23 protein-coding genes are annotated in these 22,510 nt (G+C 54.4%); 15 read left to right on the top strand and 8 right to left on the bottom strand.

Annotated features, from left to right (window positions below):
• Window positions 1-65: 65 nt before the first annotated feature.
• From ACOTX7_RS00590 to yfcG, 3 genes are all read right to left on the bottom strand, one after another.
• The gene (locus tag ACOTX7_RS00590) at window positions 66-959 is read right to left on the bottom strand and encodes a TIGR01777 family oxidoreductase (protein WP_221812893.1); all 894 of its coding nucleotides are present in this window, start codon (window positions 957-959) and stop codon (window positions 66-68) included.
• Between the two features lie 13 nt (window positions 960-972).
• Window positions 973-1,341 carry a dihydroneopterin triphosphate 2'-epimerase gene (gene folX, locus ACOTX7_RS00585; RefSeq protein ID WP_032673976.1) on the bottom strand — a complete coding sequence of 123 codons (369 nt, stop codon included), beginning with the start codon at window positions 1,339-1,341 and terminating at the stop codon, window positions 973-975.
• 75 nt (window positions 1,342-1,416) lie between these two features.
• Window positions 1,417-2,046, bottom strand: coding sequence for a GSH-dependent disulfide bond oxidoreductase (yfcG, locus tag ACOTX7_RS00580; RefSeq protein ID WP_006811399.1), 630 nt, complete (start codon window positions 2,044-2,046; stop codon window positions 1,417-1,419).
• A gap of 140 nt (window positions 2,047-2,186) precedes the next feature.
• Between yfcG and yfcF the strand changes: the two genes are divergently transcribed.
• Genes yfcF through yfcD form a run of 3 tightly spaced genes read left to right on the top strand, consistent with a single transcriptional unit; the run spans window position 2,187 to window position 4,061 of the window.
• The gene (gene yfcF, locus ACOTX7_RS00575; RefSeq protein ID WP_221256279.1) at window positions 2,187-2,831 is read left to right on the top strand and encodes a glutathione transferase; all 645 of its coding nucleotides are present in this window, start codon (window positions 2,187-2,189) and stop codon (window positions 2,829-2,831) included.
• A gap of 56 nt (window positions 2,832-2,887) precedes the next feature.
• Entirely contained in the window at window positions 2,888-3,439 is a 552-nt protein-coding gene (gene yfcE, locus ACOTX7_RS00570) for a phosphodiesterase (RefSeq protein ID WP_221256278.1), read from the top strand.
• A gap of 55 nt (window positions 3,440-3,494) precedes the next feature.
• Complete coding sequence (gene yfcD / locus ACOTX7_RS00565) at window positions 3,495-4,061, top strand: NUDIX hydrolase YfcD (protein WP_006811396.1); 567 nt, start codon at window positions 3,495-3,497, stop codon at window positions 4,059-4,061.
• Window positions 4,062-4,064: 3 nt separating this feature from the next.
• Here yfcD and ACOTX7_RS00560 read toward each other — a convergent pair whose 3' ends face one another.
• Window positions 4,065-5,084, bottom strand: a complete 1,020-nt coding sequence (locus ACOTX7_RS00560) for a LacI family DNA-binding transcriptional regulator (RefSeq protein WP_006811395.1) — start codon at window positions 5,082-5,084, stop codon at window positions 4,065-4,067.
• Window positions 5,085-5,320: 236 nt separating this feature from the next.
• On the opposite strand from ACOTX7_RS00560, the gene ACOTX7_RS00555 reads away from it, so the two are divergent.
• From ACOTX7_RS00555 to ACOTX7_RS00535, 5 genes are all read left to right on the top strand, one after another.
• Window positions 5,321-5,764: a PTS sugar transporter subunit IIA gene (locus tag ACOTX7_RS00555; RefSeq protein ID WP_213827667.1), complete on the top strand. Its 444-nt coding sequence runs from the start codon at window positions 5,321-5,323 to the stop codon at window positions 5,762-5,764.
• Between the two features lie 79 nt (window positions 5,765-5,843).
• Window positions 5,844-6,116 (top strand): PTS sugar transporter subunit IIB, encoded by a 273-nt coding sequence (locus tag ACOTX7_RS00550; RefSeq protein ID WP_003861447.1) that lies wholly within the window; start codon window positions 5,844-5,846, stop codon window positions 6,114-6,116.
• A 21-nt stretch (window positions 6,117-6,137) separates the two neighbouring features.
• A complete protein-coding gene (locus ACOTX7_RS00545; protein ID WP_006811393.1) occupies window positions 6,138-7,529 on the top strand; it encodes a PTS ascorbate transporter subunit IIC in 1,392 nt (463 codons plus the stop codon).
• A complete protein-coding gene (locus ACOTX7_RS00540) occupies window positions 7,526-8,356 on the top strand; it encodes a transketolase (protein ID WP_214591802.1) in 831 nt (276 codons plus the stop codon). The genes ACOTX7_RS00545 and ACOTX7_RS00540 overlap by 4 nt, the downstream gene beginning before the upstream one ends.
• Complete coding sequence (locus ACOTX7_RS00535; protein ID WP_221256277.1) at window positions 8,349-9,302, top strand: transketolase family protein; 954 nt, start codon at window positions 8,349-8,351, stop codon at window positions 9,300-9,302. Before ACOTX7_RS00540 ends, ACOTX7_RS00535 begins: the two co-directional genes overlap by 8 nt.
• Window positions 9,303-9,412: 110 nt before the next feature.
• On the opposite strand, the gene pta is transcribed toward ACOTX7_RS00535, so the two are convergent.
• Complete coding sequence (gene pta / locus ACOTX7_RS00530) at window positions 9,413-11,554, bottom strand: phosphate acetyltransferase (RefSeq protein WP_006811390.1); 2,142 nt, start codon at window positions 11,552-11,554, stop codon at window positions 9,413-9,415.
• Window positions 11,555-11,630: 76 nt separating this feature from the next.
• Window positions 11,631-12,833: an acetate kinase gene (gene ackA, locus ACOTX7_RS00525; RefSeq protein WP_006811389.1), complete on the bottom strand. Its 1,203-nt coding sequence runs from the start codon at window positions 12,831-12,833 to the stop codon at window positions 11,631-11,633.
• A gap of 337 nt (window positions 12,834-13,170) precedes the next feature.
• Here ackA and yfbV point away from each other — a divergent pair, with 337 nt between their 5' ends.
• From yfbV to ACOTX7_RS00505, 4 genes are all read left to right on the top strand, one after another.
• Entirely contained in the window at window positions 13,171-13,626 is a 456-nt protein-coding gene (gene yfbV, locus ACOTX7_RS00520) for a terminus macrodomain insulation protein YfbV (protein WP_006811387.1), read from the top strand.
• A 92-nt stretch (window positions 13,627-13,718) separates the two neighbouring features.
• A complete protein-coding gene (locus tag ACOTX7_RS00515) occupies window positions 13,719-14,213 on the top strand; it encodes a YfbU family protein (protein ID WP_003861461.1) in 495 nt (164 codons plus the stop codon).
• Between the two features lie 11 nt (window positions 14,214-14,224).
• Window positions 14,225-14,884: a sugar phosphatase gene (locus ACOTX7_RS00510; protein ID WP_047353432.1), complete on the top strand. Its 660-nt coding sequence runs from the start codon at window positions 14,225-14,227 to the stop codon at window positions 14,882-14,884.
• Between the two features lie 75 nt (window positions 14,885-14,959).
• Window positions 14,960-16,792: an SLC13 family permease gene (locus tag ACOTX7_RS00505; protein ID WP_221256276.1), complete on the top strand. Its 1,833-nt coding sequence runs from the start codon at window positions 14,960-14,962 to the stop codon at window positions 16,790-16,792.
• Window positions 16,793-16,874: 82 nt separating this feature from the next.
• Here the strand turns inward: ACOTX7_RS00505 and yfbR are convergent, their stop codons facing one another.
• Together yfbR and alaA are read right to left on the bottom strand one after the other, a co-directional pair.
• On the bottom strand, window positions 16,875-17,474 hold the full coding sequence (yfbR, locus tag ACOTX7_RS00500; protein WP_205922599.1) for a 5'-deoxynucleotidase: 600 nt from the start codon (window positions 17,472-17,474) through the stop codon (window positions 16,875-16,877).
• A 117-nt stretch (window positions 17,475-17,591) separates the two neighbouring features.
• Window positions 17,592-18,806, bottom strand: a complete 1,215-nt coding sequence (gene alaA, locus ACOTX7_RS00495; RefSeq protein ID WP_003861471.1) for an alanine transaminase AlaA — start codon at window positions 18,804-18,806, stop codon at window positions 17,592-17,594.
• 937 nt (window positions 18,807-19,743) lie between these two features.
• Between alaA and lrhA the strand changes: the two genes are divergently transcribed.
• The 3 genes from lrhA (at window position 19,744) to nuoB (ending at window position 22,444) form a co-directional block, all read left to right on the top strand.
• A complete protein-coding gene (gene lrhA / locus ACOTX7_RS00490) occupies window positions 19,744-20,682 on the top strand; it encodes a transcriptional regulator LrhA (RefSeq protein WP_213827673.1) in 939 nt (312 codons plus the stop codon).
• Between the two features lie 631 nt (window positions 20,683-21,313).
• Window positions 21,314-21,754, top strand: a complete 441-nt coding sequence (gene nuoA, locus ACOTX7_RS00485) for an NADH-quinone oxidoreductase subunit NuoA (RefSeq protein WP_003861475.1) — start codon at window positions 21,314-21,316, stop codon at window positions 21,752-21,754.
• Window positions 21,755-21,769: 15 nt separating this feature from the next.
• The gene (gene nuoB / locus ACOTX7_RS00480; protein WP_221256275.1) at window positions 21,770-22,444 is read left to right on the top strand and encodes a NuoB/complex I 20 kDa subunit family protein; all 675 of its coding nucleotides are present in this window, start codon (window positions 21,770-21,772) and stop codon (window positions 22,442-22,444) included.
• Window positions 22,445-22,510 lie beyond the last annotated feature (66 nt).

The raw sequence follows: 22,510 nt of genomic DNA, 5'->3' as shown, positions 1-22,510 counted from the left end.
TTCTAGCCAAACAAAATTACTATAAGTCATTAGTTAAAATGCTGTCAGATGTCTCATTATTGGTTTTATCTCACCACATCCCCCAGCGCCTCTTCTAAGTCATACCAGCGGAACGTAAATCCGGCCGCTTCCAGCCGTTTTGGCAGTGCGCGCTGCCCGCCCAGCACCAGCACGGAAGACTCGCCCATCAGCAGCCGGATCGCTGTTGCAGGCACGCGCAGCACTGCCGGGCGATGCAGGGCATGGCCCAGGGCGTGAGCAAACTGTTCATTACGTACGGGATACGGAGATACCATGTTAAACGGCCCGCGCAGGTCGTTATCCAGCAGCCAGAGAATGCCGTTGACCATATCGTCGATATGGATCCACGCCAGATACTGACGGCCGTTGCCGATAGGCCCGCCAAGCCCCATTTTAAACGGCGGCAGCATTTTACCGAGAATACCGCCCTTCGGCGCAAGCACCACGCCGGTGCGCAGCAGGCAGACGCGGGTACGATCGCTCTGCGCCGCGCAGGCGATGCGCTCCCACTGGGCACAAAGCTTATGGGTAAATTCGTTGTGCGGCGGCTCCTCTTCGGTCACCACCACTTCACCGAGATCGCCATAGTAGCCTGTAGCAGAGCCGGATATCAGCACCGAGGGCGGCGTCTCGCTGTTGCGAATCAGCTCCACCAGCTTTTCGGTCATGTTCCAGCGGCTGTTGCATAAACGCTGTTTTTGCTCTTCAGTCCAGCGCCTATCGGCGATAGGTTCACCTGCGAGGTTGATGACGGCGTCAAAGCCGTTCAGATCCTGCCGTTCCGCCAGGCCTTTCCAGATCTCAACCCCAGCGCCCAGCACCTGACGGGCTTTCTCCGGGCTGCGCGTGACCACGGTGATATCGTGATGCAACGCCTGCAAGCGTGGAATGAGATGGCGACCAATCAGGCCCGTACCGCCGGTGAGCAGGATCTTCATACAACCTCCAGGTTTACGCCTGGCGCTGCCAGCTTAACGTCATCGAGACGGAGTCGGCGTAACGCAGGGCGTGAAGTTTATCGATCTCCACTTCAGCATAAGTGACCCAGTGGTGTTCGCGTGCGATGTCGAGCACATCCTGAGTTAATTTTTCCAGTAGCGCAAAACGGTTGTTCTCAACGTACTGGATGATGCTTTTGGTGATCGTGCGATAGTTCAGCGCGTCATTGATGTCCTCGCTGGCGCGCGCCTTGTCTGCCGGGTAGTGGATCACCACATTCACCACGATGTCCTGGCGATTAGCGATCTCCTCCTCTTTGATACCAATGAACGTGCGTAAGCGTAAATTTTTTATACGAATAACAGCGTCATGCTGGGACATTGCAGGTCTTCTCCGTGTCAGTATTTTCGCCTCATCATACATGAGGAGAACACCTGCACCCAACGGGGCGCAGGCTCAAATCTGATGGATTTTTTGCATGGCGCGTTCGGTGGCCGGGCGGGTCCGGATGCGCTCAAACCAGTTGTTCACCGCCGGATAGGAGGCCAGATCGATCCGGTGACGTTCATGGGTGTTGATCCACGGCCAGCAGGCAATATCTGCGATGCTGTAGTGTTCGCCTCCCAGCCACGGTGATTTTTCCAGCCGACGGTTCAGAACTCCGTACAGGCGCTGGGTCTCGACCTGATACCGCTCAATGGCGTAAGGGATCGTCTGCGGCGCATAGGCGGTAAAGTGGTGGTTCTGCCCCAGCATCGGCCCGAGGCCGCTCGACTGCCAGAATAACCATTGCAGCGTGTGATGACGCTCGCGCAACTCCCCGCTCAGCAGCTTGCCGGTTTTCTCCGCCAGATAGAGCAAAATCTCTCCGGACTCAAACAGGCTTAACGGTTTGCCGCCGTCGGAGGGTAGGTTATCAATGATGGCCGGAATTTTATTGTTGGGGGATATGGCCAGAAAAACGGGGCGGAACTGGTCGCCTTTGCTGATATCCACGCGAATGATCCGGTAGTCCACTTCGGCTTCTTCGAGAAAGAGGGTGATCTTATGGCCATTAGGGGTGGGGGCATAATAGAGATCTATCATTCTCAACTCCTGTCAGTGCGAATAGTGTTGCCATGAAAAGACAGTATAGGTGCTTGGTGTAAATCGTGAGTTTTCATCAAGTGACAGCGAGGCAAAGAGATTATATGTTGAGTGAAAACCGATCAGCCGATGAGGATGTTATGAGCCAGCCTGTAATAACGTTGTGGTCCGATGCGAACTTCTTTTCTCCTTATGTCATGAGCGTTTATGTGGCGCTGGCAGAAAAGGGGCTTGCTTTTAGTCTGAAAACCGTTGACCTGGACAGCGGCGAACATCTGAAGCCCCAGTGGCAGGGCTACGCGCTCACCCGCCGTGTCCCTGTACTGGAGATAGACGGTTTTGAGTTGAGTGAATCCTCGGCGATTGACGAGTACCTTGAGGACCGTTTTGCCCCGCCAGAGTGGGAACGCATCTATCCTCACGATCTGCAAAAGCGCGCCCGCGCCCGCCAGATCCAGGCATGGCTGCGTAGCGACCTGGTGCCGATTCGCACCGAACGCTCTACGGACGTGGTGTTCGCAGGCGTCAAAAAGCCCGCCCTCAGCGAAGAAGGCTTATCCAGCGCCCGGAAGCTGATTGATACCGCGTCATCGCTGCTGGCGCAGGGTAATCCAAACCTGTTTGGCGAGTGGTGTATTGCCGACACCGATCTGGCGCTGATGCTTAATCGCCTGATCCTCAACGGCGATGCCGTACCACAGCTGCTGGTGGATTACGCCACATTCCAGTGGCAGCGCGCGTCAGTACAGCGCTATCTGGCACTCTCTGCTAAGCGCGTGGGCTGATAAGACGGGGCGCTTGAGGTATGATAGGGGCAGTCTGAATTCCCGAGGAGTAACTGATGAAACTGATGTTTGCGTCGGATATTCATGGATCGCTGCCCGCGACCGAACGCGTGCTTTCTCTGTTTGCCCAAAGCGGGGCGCAATGGCTGGTGATCCTGGGCGATGTGTTAAACCACGGCCCACGTAACGCGTTGCCGGAAGGCTATGCCCCCGCGCAGGTGGCGGAAAAACTCAATCCTCTTGCCTCACGCATCATCGCCGTTCGCGGCAACTGTGACAGCGAAGTTGACCAGATGCTGCTGCATTTTCCCATCACCGCTCCCTGGCAACAGGTGTTGATGGAAAACAGCCGTCTGTTCCTGACCCATGGGCACCTGTTCGGCCCGGATAACCTGCCATCACTCGCCGCTGGCGATGTCCTGGTTTATGGTCATACTCATATTCCGGTGGCGGAAAAACGTGGGGCGTTTTATCACTTTAACCCCGGGTCTGTCAGCATTCCTAAAGGCGGCAACCCGGCAAGCTACGGCATATATGAAGACGGCACATTAAGCGTTATCGCACTTAATGATCAGCAAGTTATTGCGCAGATAGCGATTAATCCGTAAGTTACACCACAACTGCAAACGCGCCGAAAGAGCGCTTAGACGAGAAGGTTTCCCGATGGTGGAGCAGAATCATTTGGCAAGTACTGAATGGGTTGACATTGTCAGCGAAGAAAATGAAGTGATCGCGCAGGCCAGCCGCGAACAAATGCGTGCGGAGCGTCTGCGTCACCGCGCGACGTATATCGTTGTTCATGACGGCATGGGCAAGATTCTGGTCCAGCGCCGCACCGACACCAAAGATTTTCTTCCTGGTATGCTGGATGCCACAGCGGGTGGCGTCGTGCAGGCCGATGAAGTACTGCTGGATTCCGCACGTCGTGAAGCGGAAGAGGAGTTAGGCATTGCTGGCGTGCCGTTTGCCGAGCACGGGCAATTTTATTTCGAAGATGAACATTGTCGCGTCTGGGGCGGGCTGTTTAGCTGCGTTTCCCACGGACCTTTCGCCTTGCAGGAAGAGGAAGTGAGCGAAGTATGCTGGATGACGCCGGAAGAGATCACCGCGCGTTGCGACGAGTTCACGCCAGATTCCCTGAAAGCACTGGCGCTGTGGATGACCCGCAACGCCAAAAACGAATCCGCTAAACCGGAAAATAAAGCCGAAAAAGAGGAAGAGGCTGAGTAAGCCTTAACAGCTTTCCCGCAGGCACAGGCTGGACGCGATGGGTTTATGGTCGCGCCAGTCTCCATCATTCAGACGTTCCAGTAACGCTTTCCCGGCTTCAATGCCAATCTTGCGATGCGGCACCGCCATCGTCGTCAGCGGCGGCTGACAGACGCGGCTCACGTCGCTATCGCCAAAGCCCACTACCGCTAAATCGTCAGGGACTTTAATGCGCCGACGCTGGCACTCATACAGCGCGCCGCAGGCCAGCTCATCTGAAACACACACCAGCGCATCCAGCTCCGGCCATGCCAGCAGGAACTCAGGCAGCTGTGCCGCGCCCGTCGAAAAGCTTGGCGTCATGGCCGCGTTGATCACCCGGTTCGGCGACAGATGGTGGCGCAGCATCGCTTTGTACCAGCCCTGCAAATGCTGCTGGAAAATCCACTGCTCCTGGTTGGCGCACAGCAGGCCGATATTCTGGTAGCCGCGCTGAATCACCATTTCTGTGAGTTCATACATGGCGGCGACGTTATCGATCCCAATATTCATATCAATCGGGTCGGCGCGCATGGCACCCATTTCCATCACCGGAATCGAGGCATTTTTCAGCCAGTGGCGAACGGTATCCGTGTGCTCGACGCTGAGCAAAATCGCGGCGGCGATATTTGACGCCAGCAGCGTTTCGAGCAGTTTCTCTTCCTGTTCAAGCCGATGCTGAGATTCCGCCAGCATGATCTGATATCCGGCTGGCTGGAGCACCTGCTGTAGCCCGGCGAACATCTCGGAACAGCCCGCTTCAGAAAGATTGGGAACAACCATCGCAATCGTCCATGACGACGCCGATGCCAGTGCGCTGGCGGCAAGATTGGGCATGTAACCCAGCTCCTGCACCGCGGCTTCAATTTTTTCACGCAGTTTATCGGAAACCTGTTCGGGCGTGCGGAGGGCACGGGAAACAGTCATCGTGCCGACTCCGGCAAGCTGTGCGACATCCGCGAGCGTTACTTTTCCAGTACTGCGCCGTTTTCGGGTTAAAGACATACATCTTCCTGCTGACAGGACGCGATTCAGTTTCATCCTTCATTTTACGTGACTGGCAGTATACGCCTTAAATCCCTTTTTTTGCTGTGATTTCACACCATGATAGCAATTTGATAGCGCTATCACAGTTCTGCATGTTAGTCGTTGGTAGCGCTATCTTTGTGATCGCGATCGCAGTCATTGATTGATGGGTTGAATAAAGTTTGCCCATGTCTGGTCTTTAGCGGGAGTGAAAAGTGCTCAAAAAATGGATATATGATACAACCATCACCCTACAGGATAGCGTAGAAAACTGGCCCCAGGCGCTGGAACTGTGCGCGAAACCGCTGCTGGATTTGCAGGTCATTGCGCCGGAATATGTCACGGCTATCATCGAGCAGCACCATACGTTAGGTCCCTACTATGTGCTGGCTCCGGGGCTGGCCATGCCACATGCGCGGCCGGAAGAAGGGGCGAAAGGACATGGCCTGTCATTATTAAAACTGAAACAGGGCGTCTCTTTTGGTGCCGGTGAGTTTGACCCCGTCGATGTGATTGTGATGCTGGCGGCGCCGGACAAACATAGCCATATCGAAATGATATCCGCCTTAGCAGAATTATTTTCCAGCGACGAAGATATGGCTGAATTACATCGGGCGAACACGCTGGAGGAGATAAAAACCGTCATCGACCGCTTCTGATTTAATTATTTAATCCAATTCATCTCAACATTACGCGTCAGCGTGATGGGACGTACTCTACTCAAAAAAGGGGATAACAATGAAAATCATGGCTATTTGCGGCTCCGGTCTGGGCAGCAGTTTTATGGTTGAAATGAATATTAAAAAGGTGCTCAAAAAACTGGAGATTGAGGCCGAGGTTGAACACTCCGATCTCTCCTCGGCCACGCCGGGTGCGGCGGACCTGTTTGTGATGGCGAAAGACATTGCCGCCAGCGCCAGCGTGCCGGAAAGCCAGCTGGTGGTAATCAACAATATCATCGATATCAACGAACTCGAAGCGCAGCTGCGCGCCTGGTTCGAAAGACAATAATCCTGATAAGGCGAGGTGGATATGTTTATCCTTGAAACGCTGAATTTCGTTGTTGATATTTTAAAAGTTCCTTCAGTGCTGGTCGGGTTAATTGCCCTGATTGGTCTTGTGGCGCAGAAAAAAGCCTTTTCGGATGTGGTGAAAGGCACAATTAAAACCATTCTCGGCTTTATTGTACTGGGCGGCGGCGCAACCGTGCTGGTGGGCTCTTTAAATCCCCTGGGCGGTATGTTTGAGCACGCTTTTAATATTCAGGGCATTATTCCCAATAATGAAGCTATTGTGTCGATTGCCCTGGAAAAATATGGTGCTTCCACCGCGCTCATTATGGCCTTCGGGATGGTGGCAAATATTATTGTCGCGCGCTTTACCCGCCTGAAGTACATCTTCCTCACAGGGCACCACACCTTCTACATGGCATGCATGATTGGCGTGATCCTGACGGTCGCAGGTTTCGAGGGGGTAGGGCTGGTCTTTACCGGTTCGTTGATCCTCGGCCTGATTATGGCCTTTTTCCCGGCCATTGCGCAGCGCTATATGAAGCGTATTACCGGCAACGATGAGATCGCCTTCGGTCATTTCGGCACGCTGGGCTACGTGCTCTCCGGCTGGATTGGCAGCAAGGTCGGCAAAGGCTCGCGCTCCACCGAAGAGATGAACCTGCCGAAGAACCTTAGCTTCCTGCGTGACAGTTCAATCTCCATCTCTCTGACCATGATGATTATCTACCTGATCATGGCGGTGAGCGCCGGACGTGAGTACGTGGAGGCCACCTTCAGCGGCGGCCAGAACTACCTGGTGTACGCCATCATTATGGCCATCACCTTCGCGGCAGGCGTGTTCATCATCTTGCAGGGCGTGCGCCTGATTCTGGCGGAGATCGTCCCGGCCTTTACCGGCTTCTCGGAAAAACTGGTGCCCAATGCGCGACCTGCGCTGGACTGCCCGGTGGTCTACCCGTATGCGCCAAACGCGGTGCTGATTGGTTTTCTGTTCAGCTTCCTCGGCGGGATTGTGGGCTTGTTTATCTGCGGTCAGTTTAGCTGGGTGCTGATCCTGCCGGGCGTCGTGCCGCATTTCTTCACCGGCGCGACGGCGGGCGTATTTGGTAATGCCACCGGCGGACGTCGCGGGGCGATGATTGGCGCGTTTGCCAACGGCCTGCTGATCACCTTCCTGCCGGTCCTGCTGCTGCCTGTTCTGGGCGCGATTGGCTTTGCCAATACTACCTTCTCGGACGCTGATTTTGGTGCGGTCGGGATTGTGCTGGGCAACCTGGCACGCTTCCTCTCACCGCTTGCCATCACCGGACTGGTTGTTGTGTTGTTCGCGCTGCTGGTGGCCTACAACGTCTTCGCTAAAAACAAACCTGCGAACGGTAACGCGCAGGAAAACCCCGGAGCCAAATCATGAATGAGAATGAAATAACCGAGCTGGCACGTCAGATTCGCCTTGAGACCCTGAAATCCCTGACGCAGCTGGGCTTTGGCCACTACGGCGGCAGCATGTCAGTCGTTGAAACACTGGCCGTGCTGTATGGCGCAGTGATGAAAATTGACCCGGCCGATCCAGACTGGCCAGAGCGCGACTACTTTGTGCTGTCGAAAGGACATGCCGGCCCGGCGCTGTACAGCACGCTGGCGATTAAGGGCTACTTCCCGACTGAAGAGCTGAGTACGCTGAACCAGAACGGGACGCGTCTGCCAAGTCACCCGGATCGCCTGAAAACGCGCGGCGTGGATGCCACCACCGGTTCGCTGGGGCAGGGGATCTCCATCGCTGGCGGCATGGCGCTGTCGCACAAGCTGGCAGGAAGGCCAAACCGGGTGTTTTGCATCGTTGGCGACGGGGAACTGAACGAAGGCCAGTGCTGGGAAGCCTTCCAGTTTATCGCTCACCATCGACTGAACAACCTGACGGTATTCGTGGACTGGAACAAACAGCAGCTCGACGGCGAGCTGGACGAAATTATCAGCGCCTTCGACCTGGAAGGGAAATTCCGCGCCTTTGGCTTTGACGTGGTGACGGTGAAAGGGGACGACATTTCGGCGCTGCTGGAAGTGACTGCGCCGATCCCTGCGGCCGATGCGCGTCCGCGGGTGGTGATCCTCGACAGCATCAAAGGGCAGGGAGTGCCTTACCTGGAACAGCTCAGTAATTCGCATCACCTGCGATTAACCGAGGAGAGCAAAGCCGCGCTCAACGAGACGATTCGCCAACTGGAGGCTTCACATGATTAAGGTTGCACCGACAGGACAGAAAGATGCCGTTGAGATGCGTAAGGTCTACGCGGGATTTGTGGCAAAGCAGATTGAGGCCGGGAGCGAGATCATTGCCCTCGAAGCGGATCTGATGAGTTCAATGGCGATGGACGGCGTAGCGCGTGATTATCCACAGCACGTCATCAACTGCGGCATTATGGAGGCCAATGTCATCGGCACCGCGGCGGGGCTGTCGCTCACCGGCCGTAAGCCGTTCGTCCATACCTTTACCGCCTTTGCCAGCCGTCGCTGCTTTGACCAGCTGTTTATGTCCCTGGACTACCAGCGCAATAACGTGAAGGTGATTGCCTCGGATGCTGGCGTGACGGCCTGCCACAACGGCGGAACGCATATGTCGTTTGAGGATATGGGCATCGTGCGCGGTCTGGCGCATTCAGTGGTGCTGGAGGTGACCGACGCGGTGATGTTCGAAGATGTGCTGCGTCAGCTTATCGACCTGGAAGGCTTCTACTGGGTGCGCACTATCCGCAAGCAGGCGCCGAGTGTCTATGCCCCAGGCTCGACCTTTACCATTGGCAAGGGCAACGTGCTGCGCGAGGGAACCGATATTACCCTGATTGCTAACGGCATCATGGTGGCGGAGGCGCTGGAGGCGGCGCGCCAGCTTGAACCGGAGGGGGTAAGCGCAGCGGTCATCGACATGTTTACCCTCAAGCCCATCGATCGGATGCTGGTGAAAAACTATGCCGAGAAAACCGGACGCATCGTGACCTGCGAAAACCACAGCATACACAACGGGCTGGGGTCAGCGGTGGCGGAAGTGCTGGTGGAAAGCTGCCCTGTGCCGATGCGGCGAGTGGGTGTGAAAGAACGGTATGGCCAGGTCGGGACGCAGGACTTCTTGCAGAAGGAGTATGGCCTGACGGCACATGATATTGTGTCGGCGGCGCGGGAGCTGCTGTAATAAAAAAGGCGACCGGTTAAGTGGTCGCCTCTCTTGCCGGATGGCGCTTCGCTTATCCGGCCTACAAAACCGTAGGCCCGGTAAGCGCTAGCGCCACCGGGCTTTTTAGCTTACTGCTGCTGCGAAGACTGGATCGCCGTCAGCGCGATGGTGTAGACGATATCGTCTACCAGCGCACCACGGGACAGGTCGTTCACAGGTTTGCGCATACCTTGCAGCATAGGCCCGATGGAGATCAGGTCTGCTGAACGCTGTACCGCTTTATAGGTGGTGTTACCGGTGTTCAGATCCGGGAAGATGAACACGGTAGCGCGACCAGCAACCGGTGAGTTCGGCGCTTTGGATTTCGCCACGTCAGCCATGACGGCGGCATCGTACTGGAGCGGGCCGTCGATCATCAGATCAGGACGTTTTTCCTGCGCAATACGGGTCGCTTCACGCACTTTCTCTACGTCGCTGCCTGCACCAGAGGTACCGGTGGAGTAGGAGAGCATTGCGACACGCGGTTCGATACCGAAGGCAATCGCGGAGTCCGCAGACTGGATTGCGATTTCAGCCAGCTGCTCTGCGGTTGGGTCCGGGTTGATCGCGCAGTCGCCGTAAACGTAAACCTGTTCAGGCAGCAGCATGAAGAACACGGAGGAGACCAGAGAGCTGCCCGGTGCGGTTTTGATCAGCTGCAACGGTGGACGGATGGTGTTCGCGGTGGTGTGAACCGCACCGGAAACCAGACCGTCAACTTCGTCCTGCTCCAGCATCAGCGTACCCAGTACAACGTTGTCTTCCAGCTGCTCGCGCGCAACGGCTTCGGTCATGCCTTTGTTCTTACGCAGCTCAACCAGACGGGCAACGTAGCTTTCGCGAACCACTTCCGGATCAACGATTTCGATGCCTGCGCCCAGCTCAACGCCCTGAGACGCCGCCACGCGGTTGATCTCGTCCGGATTACCCAGCAGCACGCAGGTCGCGATACCGCGCTCTGCACAGATGGCCGCCGCTTTAACGGTACGTGGTTCGTCGCCTTCTGGCAGAACCACGCGTTTGCCCGCTTTACGCGCCAGCTCGGTCAGCTGGTAACGGAAGGCCGGAGGAGACAGACGACGGCTGCGCTCGGAAGTTGCCGTCAGGGATTCGATCCAGTCTGCGTTGATGTAGCCTGCAACGTATTCCTGAACTTTCTCGATACGCTCGTGGTCATCAACCGGCACTTCGAGGTTGAAGCTTTGCAGGCTCAGGGAGGTCTGCCAGGTGTTGGTGTTCACCATGAAGACGGGCAGGCCAGTGGCGAACGCGCGCTCGCACAGCTTGCTCACGCGTGGGTCCATCTCATAGGCACCGGTCAGCAGGATCGCGCCGATCTCCACGCCGTTCATCGCGGCCAGACAGGCTGCAACCAGCACGTCCGGACGGTCTGCGGAGGTCACCAGCAGGGAACCTGCACGGAAGTGCTCCAGCATGTGTGGAATGCTACGTGCGCAGAAAGTGACGGACTTCACGCGGCGGGTGTTGATATCGCCTTCGTTAACGATGGTAGCGTTCAGGTGACGCGCCATATCGATTGCACGGGTAGCAATCAGATCGAAGCTCCACGGCACCGCGCCCAGAACAGGCAGCGGGCTGGAATCCTGCAACTTAGCCGGGTCAACTTTGATGACTTTCGCTTTGGAGGAGTCGTCGAAAATTTCGGACAGGTCAGGACGCGTACGGCCCTGTTCATCGACTGGTGCGTTCAGTTTGTTAACAATTACGCCAGTGATGCTGGTGTTTTTCGCACCACCGAAGCTGCTGCGCGTCAGTTCGATACGCTCTTTCAGCTGCTCTGGGGTATCCGTGCCCTGAGACATCACGAAAACGATCTCTGCGTTCAGGGTTTTCGCGATTTCAAAGTTCAGAGACTGGGCAAACTGGTGTTTACGGGTCGGGACCAGGCCTTCAACCAGCACCACTTCCGCGTCCTGCGCGTTAGCGTGATAGTTGGCGATGATCTCTTCCATCAGCACGTCTTTCTGGTTGCTGGAGAGCAGAGACTCAACGTGGCTCATCTTCAGCGGTTCAGCCGCTGGCAGATTAGAGTTTTTGCGCACGATGGTGGTGGTCTGGTCTGGCGCATCGCCACCGGCACGTGGCTGGGCGATAGGCTTAAAGACGCTCAGACGAACGCCTTTGCGTTCCATAGCGCGGATCACGCCGAGGCTGACGCTGGTCAGGCCGACGCTGGTTCCGGTAGGGATCAGCATAATAGTACGGGACACGGTTTATCCTCTTTCGTTACCGCCGCGACTGGGCGGGTTACAAAACAGCACCGCCAGCAATGCTGGCGGTGTGGAATCAGGCAGTCAGGCGGTGCGCGTCTTGCGCGATGACCAGCTCTTCGTTAGTTGGGATAACGATAGCCGGGCGGGTGCCTTCTTTGTTGATGAAGCCAGACTTGCCGAAGCGGGCAGCCAGGTTACGCTCGTGATCAACTTCGAAGCCCAGAACGCCCAGTTTGCCCAGGGACAGTTCACGCACCATCGCTGCGTTTTCACCGATACCACCGGTGAAGATAACCGCGTCCAGACGACCGTCCATCAGTGCAGTGTAAGAACCGATGTACTTCGCCAGACGGTGGCAGTAAACGTCCATTGCACGTTTAGCGTCTGCTTTTTCTGCGTAGTTGTCTTCAACGTAACGGCAGTCGCTGGTCACTTCGGTCAGACCCAGCAGGCCAGACTCTTTGGTCAGCATTTTGTTGATGTCGTCAACGCTCATGCCCAGGGTGTCGTGCAGGTGGAAGATGATCGCCGGGTCGATGTCACCGGAACGCGTACCCATCACCAGACCTTCCAGTGGGGTCAGACCCATGGAGGTATCAACACATTTACCGTTGCGGATAGCGGAAACAGAACCACCGTTGCCCAGATGGCAGGTGATGATGTTCACTTCTTCAACCGGCTTGTTCAGAACTTTTGCGGCTTCCTGAGTCACATAGAAGTGGCTGGTGCCGTGTGCGCCGTAACGACGAACGCCGTGCTCTTTGTACAGGCTGTACGGCAGGGCATAGAGGTAAGACTCTTCCGGCATGGTCTGATGGAACGCGGTGTCGAACACAGCCACGTTTTTCTCTTTCAGATTCGGGAAGGACTTCAGTGCTTCAGCGATACCGATCAGGTGAGCCGGGTTGTGCAGCGGTGCGAAGGATGCAGAGTCTTTGATGCCCTGAATCACAGAGTCGTCGATCACGACGGAGCTGGTGTATTTTTCGCCGCCGTGGACGATACGGTGACCAATCGCAGTCAGCTGAGCAGACAGTTCTGGTTTTTGTGCCAGAATAGTGTTAACGATAAAGTTCAGCGCTTCACTGTGAGCGGCGCCTGCACCTAAAGCCGCTTCTTGTTTGCTGCCGTCCATCTTCCACTTGATACGTGCTTCAGGCAGATGGAAACATTCGGCCAAACCAGAGAGGTACTCGTCACCGTTGAGCGCATCGATGATGGCGAATTTCAGTGAGGAGCTACCGCAGTTCAGAACCAGTACTAACTTACTCGACATGGAAGTACCTATTATTGATACGTGGCTAAAAAAACGTCAGTGAGTCTAAAAGCGTAACGCATGCTGACCCAGACATTTATGATTAACATCATGCCAAACGAACATTCTGGCAGGATGGAAGAAATACCTATGATTTTAAGCCATTTTGAACATTTTTCAGACAATGGCATAATATGCGATAATTTGACGAGCTAACGCTTATCGTCTACGGCCCTATCAGGCTGGCACAGGATACCCGATACGGGGTAGCGATGACAAAATATTTTGAACGTTGTCATAGCCTGTTGTGGTTTTGCACGAAAATTTTAATTTTTATATGTGAAGTTGAGGTACAGCCATGTCGACACCCGAAATCCCGTCCGTGAACTTCTTCAGTCTGTTTCGCCGGGGGCAGCATTATTCAAAGACGTGGCCAATGGAAAAGCGCCTCGCGCCGATGTTTATTGAGAATCGCACTATCCGCGCCACGCGCTATGCGATTCGCTTTATGCCCCCGATTGCCGTTTTTACCCTGTGCTGGCAGATTGCGTTAGGTGGACAGCTTGGGCCTGCCGTCGCGACGGCGCTCTTTGCGTTAAGCCTGCCGATGCAGGGGTTATGGTGGTTAGGTAAACGTTCCGTCACGCCACTTCCTCCCTCTATTTTACACTGGTTTTATGAAGTGCGTGGAAAACTGGAGGAGGCCGGCCAGGCGCTTGCGCCGGTGGAAGGCAAGCCGGATTACCAGGCGCTGGCGGATACCCTCAAGCGCGCCTTTAAACAGCTTGATAAAACATTCCTCGATGACTTGTGATTGATCATCGAAACGACGACCAAAAGAAGGCACAGTAACACACCGTTACCGTGTCTTTTTTTTACAGTGCAATGCGCTACAGGAGTCGAAAGATGGAAATGACCCATGCTCAACGTCTGATTTTGTCTAACCAGTACAAGATGATGACTATGCTTGATCCCGATAACGCTGCGCGCTACAGCCGCCTGCAAACCATTGTCGAACGCGGCTTTGGCTTGCAAATGCGCGAACTGGATCGCGAATTTGGCGAACTGAAAGAGGAAACCTGCCGTATCGTTATCGACATCATGGAGATGTACCATGCGCTGCATGTGTCCTGGACCAATCTGAAAGACCAGCAGACCATTGACGAGCGCCGCGTGACGTTCCTGGGCTTTGATGCCGCGACGGAAGCGCGCTATCTGAGCTATGTGCGCTTTATGGTGAATACCGAAGGGCGCTACACCCATTTTGATGCGGGTACGCACGGCTTCAACGCCCAGACCCCGATGTGGGATAAATATCAACGGATGCTGAGCGCGTGGCACGCCTGTCCGCGTCAGTACCATTTAAGCAGCAACGAAATTCAACAAATCATTAATGCCTGACGGAGGTGCGTGTGCAGTGTAAAGGTTTTCTGTTTGATCTGGACGGTACGCTGGTGGATTCACTGCCGGTGGTGGAGCGCTCGTGGTGCCATTGGGCCGACCGGCACGGTATTGACCATCAGGACGTACTGAATTTCATCCATGGCAAACAGGCCATTACCTCATTGCGACACTTCCTGGCGGGACGTTCTGAGGACGAGATTCAGGCGGAGTTCCGCTATCTTGAGCAGATTGAAGCCACCGACACCGAGGGTATCACCGCGCTGCCCGGTGCGCGCGAACTGCTGGAGCACCTGAATGAAGCGCAGATCCCGTGGGCTATCGTCACCTCCGGCTCGATTCCCGTCGCGCATGCCCGTCATAAGGCGGCAGGTTTACCGACGCCGGACGTGTTCATTACCGCTGAGCGCGTGAAGCGCGGCAAGCCTGAACCGGATGCGTTTCTGCTCGGCGCGGAACTGCTTGGCCTTGCGCCAGCGGCGTGCGTCGTGGTGGAAGACGCGGCGGCAGGCGTGCTGGCCGGGCTGAACGCGGGATGCCACGTCATCGCAGTAAACGTTCCGGCGGATTCCCCCCGACTGAATGAGGCGGATTTTGTGCTAAACACCCTGACCGCCCTCGACGTCTCGAAGGCTTCTGACGGCATTGTAACCGTCTCGCTAAAAATGTAATCCCATGATATCGCCCCGTATTACCGGGGCTTTTTTATGGCAAAATTGCTTCTCCTCCACTGACAAGGACATGTTGTGAACGGTGAACTGATTTGGGTCCTGAGCCTGCTGTTAATCGCCATCATTCTTTTTGCCACGGGCAAGGTGCGCATGGATGCCGTCGCCCTGTTTGTGATTGTCGCTTTCGTTCTGAGCGGTATGCTTTCCCTGCCGGAAGCCTTTTCTGGGTTTAGCGATCCCAACGTTATTTTGATTGCCGCCCTGTTTATTATTGGCGACGGGCTGGTACGCACCGGCGTGGCGACGATGATGGGGTCGTGGCTGGTTAAGGTGGCGGGCAGCAGCGAAACCAAAATGCTGATTTACCTGATGCTGACGGTCGCCGGGCTGGGCGCGTTTATGAGCTCTACGGGCGTCGTGGCTATCTTTATTCCGGTGGTGCTTAGCGTCTGCATGAGAATGCAGATCTCCCCGTCGCGGCTGATGATGCCGTTGAGCTTTGCCGGGCTTATCAGCGGTATGATGACGCTGGTCGCGACGCCGCCGAACCTCGTTGTGAACAGCGAGCTGATCCGTGAAGGGCTTGAGGGGTTTAGCTTCTTTAGCGTGACGCCGATCGGGCTGGTGGTACTGGTGCTGGGCATTATCTATATGCTTTTGACCCGTTTCGCGCTGAAAGGGGAGAAGCAGGACAAAGCCAAAGAGGGCTGGAAGCGGCGCTCTTTTCGCGATCTGATTAAAGAGTACCATCTGACCGGGCGTGCCCGGCGTCTGGCTATCCGCCCGGGGTCGCCTATGGTGGGGCAGCGGCTGGATGACCTTAAGCTACGCGAACGCTATGGCGCGAACGTCATCGGGGTTGAGCGCTGGCGTCGTTTTCGTCGGGTGATCGTTAACGTTAACGGGGTGTCCGAGTTTCGCGCGCGTGACGTCCTGCTGATTGATATGTCCACGGCGGACGTGGATCTGCGCGAGTTTTGTAGCGAACAGCTGCTGGAGCCGATGGTGCTGCGCGGTGAGTATTTCTCCGACCAGGCGCTGGATGTGGGAATGGCCGAGGTGTCCCTGATCCCGGAATCGGAGTTATTGGGTAAAACCGTGCGTGAAATCGGCTTTCGTACCCGCTATGGCCTCAACGTGGTCGGCCTGAAACGCGATGGGGTCGCCCTTGAAGGGGCGGTGGTGGATGAGCCGATCCTGCTGGGGGATATTTTTCTGGTGGTCGGCAACTGGAAACTGATTAGCCAGCTCGGGCAGAAAGGCCGTGACTTTGTGGTGCTGAATATGCCGATTGAAGAGAGCGATGCCTCACCGGCGCACAGTCAGGCGCCCCACGCGATATTTTGTCTGGTTTTGATGGTCGCGCTGATGCTGACGGACGAGATCCCTAACCCGGTGGCGGCGATCATCGCCTGTCTGTTAATGGGCAAATTCCGCTGTATCGACGCCGAAAGCGCCTACAAAGCGATTCACTGGCCGAGCATCATTCTTATTGTCGGGATGATGCCTTTTGCCCTGGCGCTACAGAAAACCGGCGGGGTGGATTTGATCGTGAAAGGCTTAATGGACGCGGGCGGGGGATATGGTCCGTACCTGATGATGGTTTGCCTGTTCGTCATGTGTGCCACCATTGGTTTGTTCATCTCCAATACCGCCACGGCGGTGCTGATGGCACCCATTGCGCTGGCGATGGCGAAATCCATGGGCGTCTCACCGTATCCATTTGCGATGATGGTTGCGATGGCGGCGTCCGCGGCATTTATGACGCCGGTCTCTTCCCCGGTGAATACGCTGGTGCTGGGACCAGGGAATTACAAATTCAGTGATTTTGTGAAGCTGGGCGTGCCGTTCACCGTGCTGGTGATGCTGGTATGCGTGGTGTTGATTCCGGTGTTATTTCCGTTCTGAGAACTTCGCCGGGTGGCGGCTGCGCCTTACCCGGCCTACATAACTCGTAGGCTCTGCAAGCGCAGCGCCGCTGGGCGAACTGTTAAAGCGGCGAATCCTGGCTGATCTCATCCAGCGACAGATGGAAGCTCGGCACAAATACCTGCATGAAGTAATCCATTTCCTCGCTACGGCGGGCGTCCAGCGTTTTCTCCAGGCGCGATTTCGCCAGCAGGAACTCGTTATTCCCGGCGGATAACTCTTCCAGGCACTTCAGGTAGGCGCACAGCGCATCGGCCTGCTTAACGAGGGATTTTTCCTCTTCCGTATACTGATGCTCGTCGATCAGCGGCTCAAAGATATCACGCAGCTCTTCAGGGACCATGTCGATCAGCTTCTGCTGGGCAATCTTCTCTATGGCCTTATATTCCTGGGCAATCTGCGAGTTGAAATATTTCACCGGCGTCGGCAGATCCCCGGTCAGCACTTCCGATGCGTCGTGGTACATCGCCAGCAGGGCGATACGTTCGGCATTCACCTGCCCGTTGAATTTGCGGTTTTTAATCGCGGCCAGCGCATGAGCGACCATGGCAACCTGCAAACTGTGCTCAGACACATTTTCGGTGCGCACGTTGCGCATCAGCGGCCAGCGGTTGATGAGTTTCAGGCGGGAGAGGTGGGCAAAGAAATGACTCTGACTCATAGGTTACCTTATGTCTTCACTGCGACAGACTGCATTGTGCGGGGAGGGGAGGGAAGATGCAAATTTGCGGATGGTATAGGCCGGGTAAGCGCAGCGCCACCCGGCAGAAAGGCAACGTTACTGATGATACCCGGAGAGGAATCGCCCGAAGCGGCTGATGGCCATTTCGAGATCGTCTTCGCGCGGCAGGGTGACGATACGCACATGATCCGGCCACGGCCAGTTAAACGCCGTCCCCTGAACCAGCAGCACTTTTTCCTGCAACAGGAAGTCGAGCACCATTTTCTGGTCGTCGTGAATATTGAAGCGCTTCGCGTCGATTTTCGGGAACATATACAGCGCGCCGTTAGGCTTCACGCAGGAGACGCCCGGAATATCGTTAATTAATTCCCATGCGCGGTTGCGCTGCTCATACAGTCGGCCGCCTGGGACGATAAACTCGCTGATGCTTTGATAGCCTCCGAGCGCTGTCTGGATCGCATGTTGCGCCGGTACGTTGGCGCACAGACGCATGGATGCCAGCATCTCCAGCCCTTCAATGTAGCCTTTCGCATGTTTTTTCGGCCCGTTCAGCACCATCCAGCCCTGACGGAAACCGGCCACGCGGTAAGTTTTAGACAGTCCGTTAAAGGTGACCGTCAGCAGATCGGGCGCCAGCGCGGCGATAGAGTGGTGCTGCGCCGCGTCGTACAGGATCTTGTCGTAGATCTCATCGGCAAAGATGATCAGGTTGTGCTGGCGGGCGATCTCGACGATCTCCATCAGCAGCTCTTTTGAGTAGACCGCGCCCGTCGGGTTATTCGGGTTAATAATCACGATACCACGGGTGCGTGGGGTGATTTTGGCGCGAATATCATCCAGATCCGGGAACCAGTCAGACGATTCGTCGCACAGGTAGTGCACCGCTTTACCGCTGGACAAGGACACCGCGGCCGTCCACAACGGATAATCCGGGGCAGGAACCAGCATTTCGTCACCGCTGTTGAGCAGCGCCTGCATCGCCTGAACGATCAGTTCCGAGACACCGTTGCCAATGTAGATATCTTCAACGGTGACGTCGCGCATGCCGCGAGCCTGATAGTGCTGCATAATGGCTTTACGGGCAGAGTAAAGCCCTTTTGAATCGCAGTAGCCTTGTGCAGTGGGCAGGTTACGGATCACATCCACCAGGATCTCATCCGGCGCTTCAAAACCAAATGGCGCGGGGTTGCCGATGTTGAGTTTCAGAACCTTATTGCCTTCCTCTTCAAGGCGTTTTGCCTCTTTGAGTACCGGGCCACGGATGTCGTAACAGACGTTGTCGAGCTTGCTGGATTTTTCGATAGGGGACATGAACCTTTAACCTTTTCGCTATTATTGCAACTTCCTGCCGTGGAAGTGAGCACGGAACAATGTACTCCCACCGCGCTTCGTTTTGAAGGGTGCACAGAAGAAGATTTTGTACAACCGGGCAGCACCGCTGTGATCGCTTAATCTAACGAGGGAGTGATTTTGTGCCTGAACTTACCGTAATAAAGGGAATTGCTGGGTTGTTTATGCTGAAAATTTCATATAATGATGAATATTATTCTGGGGTAAATAAAAAGACGATCCTGACTGAAGGATTCGTACCCCTGAGTAATCATTCGTAAAACCTGAATGCTGAGATACCGATTGCCATATTAGCGAAGCCAGGTTAAAAGTTACTCATGTGAAATTAATGTTAAGGGTTATTAATGAATGGCCTGAATCTAAATTAAACTTTATTTATTATTAACGACGAAAATGCAACTTTCGTTAATTTTAATAAAATGAGTGTAGTTGCTTATCATTGGCGGTAAATCCTTAATATTGCAATAAGACTTATAAATATAGTGGATTTGGGTTAAGATGTGTTTCGGGAATGCAGCATAGCGATAGGCCTGTTACGTATAACGCGGTCTGCTTTCCTGTATTAATCGATTGTTATTGTTAAAGTTATCTCTGGCTGATTGGGTAAGTCACATCTTGCTACGTTAGCAACGCTGCGATATAGATGGCAGAAAACATGTCTTACTCTTAATGGTATTTACATCGACCTGCAAACAACGAAATATCCTGAATGCAAGAGAATAAAAATAACGTCATGAAACGTGATTTCTGACTGTTGATATACCGCAGTACAATAACTATCTGTCAGGCAGTCTGCCGGGCCGGGATGCGAGGGAAACTCTTCAGAAGGAATTGCTTAACTGTTACACACAGCTTCAACCCGGGCAGCTCCGCACGAGCAACCTGAAAGTGAAAAGATATGATAAATGCAAATCGTCCGATAATGAATCTCGACCTCGATCTGCTGAGAACGTTTGTTGCGGTCGCCGATCTCAACACTTTTGCAGCAGCTGCTGCCGCCGTTTGCCGTACCCAGTCCGCCGTGAGTCAGCAAATGCAGCGGCTGGAACAACTGGTTGGTAAAGAGCTTTTTGCGCGTCATGGGCGTAATAAGCTTTTAACAGAACATGGTATTCAGCTTCTGGGTTATGCCAGAAAGATACTGCGCTTTAATGATGAAGCCTGTATGTCATTAATGTTTAGCAACCTTCAGGGGGTGTTAACATTAGGGGCGTCAGATGAATCAGCAGATACTATTTTACCCTTCCTTCTCAACCGAATTAGCTCGGTTTATCCGAAGCTTGCCCTGGACGTTAGCGTTAAACGCAATGCCTTCATGGTTGAGATGCTGAAAGAAAACGAGGTTGACCTGGTGGTCACCACGCATCGACCCGGCCAGTTTGACTGCCTGACGCTGCGTACCTCTCCTACGCACTGGTACTGTGCCGCGGAGTATGTATTGCAAAAAGGTGAGCCAATACCCCTGGTCCTGCTGGACGATCCCAGTCCGTTCCGCGATATGGTGCTGGCTGCGCTCAACGAAGCCAGTATCCCATGGCGTCTGGCGTATGTGGCGTCAACGTTACCCGCGGTACGAGCGGCAGTGAAGGCCGGGCTTGGCGTAACGGCCCGTCCGGTGGAGATGATGAGCCCCGACCTGCGTGTGCTGGGTCACTCTGAGGGACTCCCGTCGTTGCCGGATACGGAGTACCTGCTGTGCCACAACGCCGCCAGCAATAACGAGCTGGCGAAAGTGGTATTCGAGGCAATGGAAAACTACCACAATCCATGGCAGTACGCGCCTGTTACTCCCGAAGGAGGGGATGACTCCCTGATCGTGGAAGGGGATTTTGAGTGATCACTCCCTCAAAATTCTCGTAACAAAATGTAAGTGCAAAAAAGAGCCACTCGCATGATTTTTTCCTGCGAGTGGTTTTTTTTGCTATTCATAACCGCGAGTTGAGAAGGGATAAAGCAAATACTGCTTATTTATCAACGTGGAAAATGTTTATGGTTAAGATGTAAACAATAGCTGTTCTAACTTCCCTCATCCCCCGCCGATGTTAAAAAAAGAGGAAATATGTTGCTGTTTTTTTGATTGAATTAACAAAAGCGTGTCTCAGATCAAGAAAATACTCCTATTTGGGGGGAGGAATCGTTGGCAAATCCTGTCAAAATAGGAGGGTTATTTTTTTTACTTCCAAAACGGACACGATTCAACAAGATGCATTTGACGGAAAGTCATGTACCCACCAGGGTTAAAGGGCACCAAATGTTAATGAGAATCGCACGTTGTAATTTAATGTGAAGAAACCTTTGTTAAAGTTGACAAAAGGTTATAGAAAGGAGTAAAAAACCCCATCATTTTGCTGTCTATGTCTCATTTCTGACAGTTAGTGTAAGGTTATTTTGTTCCTCCCCATGAATCGATGTGATGCCCATCTGCCAGCAAGAGCAGTGTCGTTGGTATCACTTTTGATGAGTAAGCAATGAGTATGTCAACATCCACAGAAGTCATCGCTCATCACTGGGCATTCGCAATCTTTCTTATTGTAGCCATTGGCCTGTGCTGCCTGATGTTAGTCGGCGGCTGGTTCCTGGGCGGTCGCGCCCGCGCAAGGCACAAAAACACACCTTTCGAATCAGGTATTGATTCAGTAGGTACCGCTCGCTTACGCCTGTCTGCCAAGTTCTACCTGGTGGCCATGTTCTTCGTCATTTTCGACGTGGAAGCGCTTTACCTCTTCGCGTGGTCTACCTCCATTCGCGAAAGTGGTTGGGTGGGCTTTGTCGAGGCCGCAATTTTCATTTTAGTGTTACTGGCCGGTCTGGTTTATCTGGTGCGTATTGGCGCGCTGGACTGGACACCTGTGCGTTCACGCCGTGAACACATCAACCCGGAAAACAGTATCTCTAATCGTCAGCAGTAACAGCGAGGCAATAAGATGGATTATACGCTCACCCGCATAGATCCTAACGGTGAGAATGACCGTTACCCCCTGCAAAAACAGGAGATCGTAACCGACCCCCTGGAGCAAGAAGTCAACAAAAGCGTGTACATGGGCAAGCTCGAACATGCCATGCACGATATGGTCAACTGGGGTCGTAAGAACTCCATCTGGCCATACAACTTTGGCCTTTCTTGCTGCTACGTTGAAATGGTGACGTCATTCACTGCGGTGCATGACGTTGCGCGTTTTGGGGCCGAGGTACTGCGTGCTTCTCCACGTCAGGCTGACCTGATGGTGGTGGCCGGGACCTGCTTTACCAAAATGGCACCGGTTATTCAGCGTCTTTATGACCAGATGCTGGAGCCAAAATGGGTTATCTCCATGGGCGCATGTGCAAACTCCGGCGGTATGTACGACATTTATTCCGTTGTGCAGGGCGTTGATAAGTTCATTCCGGTGGATGTGTACATCCCGGGCTGCCCGCCGCGTCCAGAGGCCTATATGCAGGCGCTGATGCTGCTTCAGGAGTCAATTGGTAAAGAATGCCGCCCACTCTCCTGGGTTGTTGGCGATCAGGGTGTCTATCGCGCGAACATGCAGTCTGAGCGCGAGCGTAAACGTGGTGAACGTATTGCCGTCACCAACCTGCGTACGCCTGACGAAATTTAATTTGCGCCTGTGGGCCTGGAGAACACCTTCGCATATCACTACTCAAATAGCGCGAAGCCAGGCTTA

The sequence above is a fragment of the Enterobacter cloacae complex sp. IR5418 genome (assembly GCF_049238105.1).
Lineage (GTDB): Bacteria > Pseudomonadota > Gammaproteobacteria > Enterobacterales > Enterobacteriaceae > Enterobacter > Enterobacter hormaechei.
This window is presented reverse-complemented; position numbering and strand designations above follow the sequence as displayed.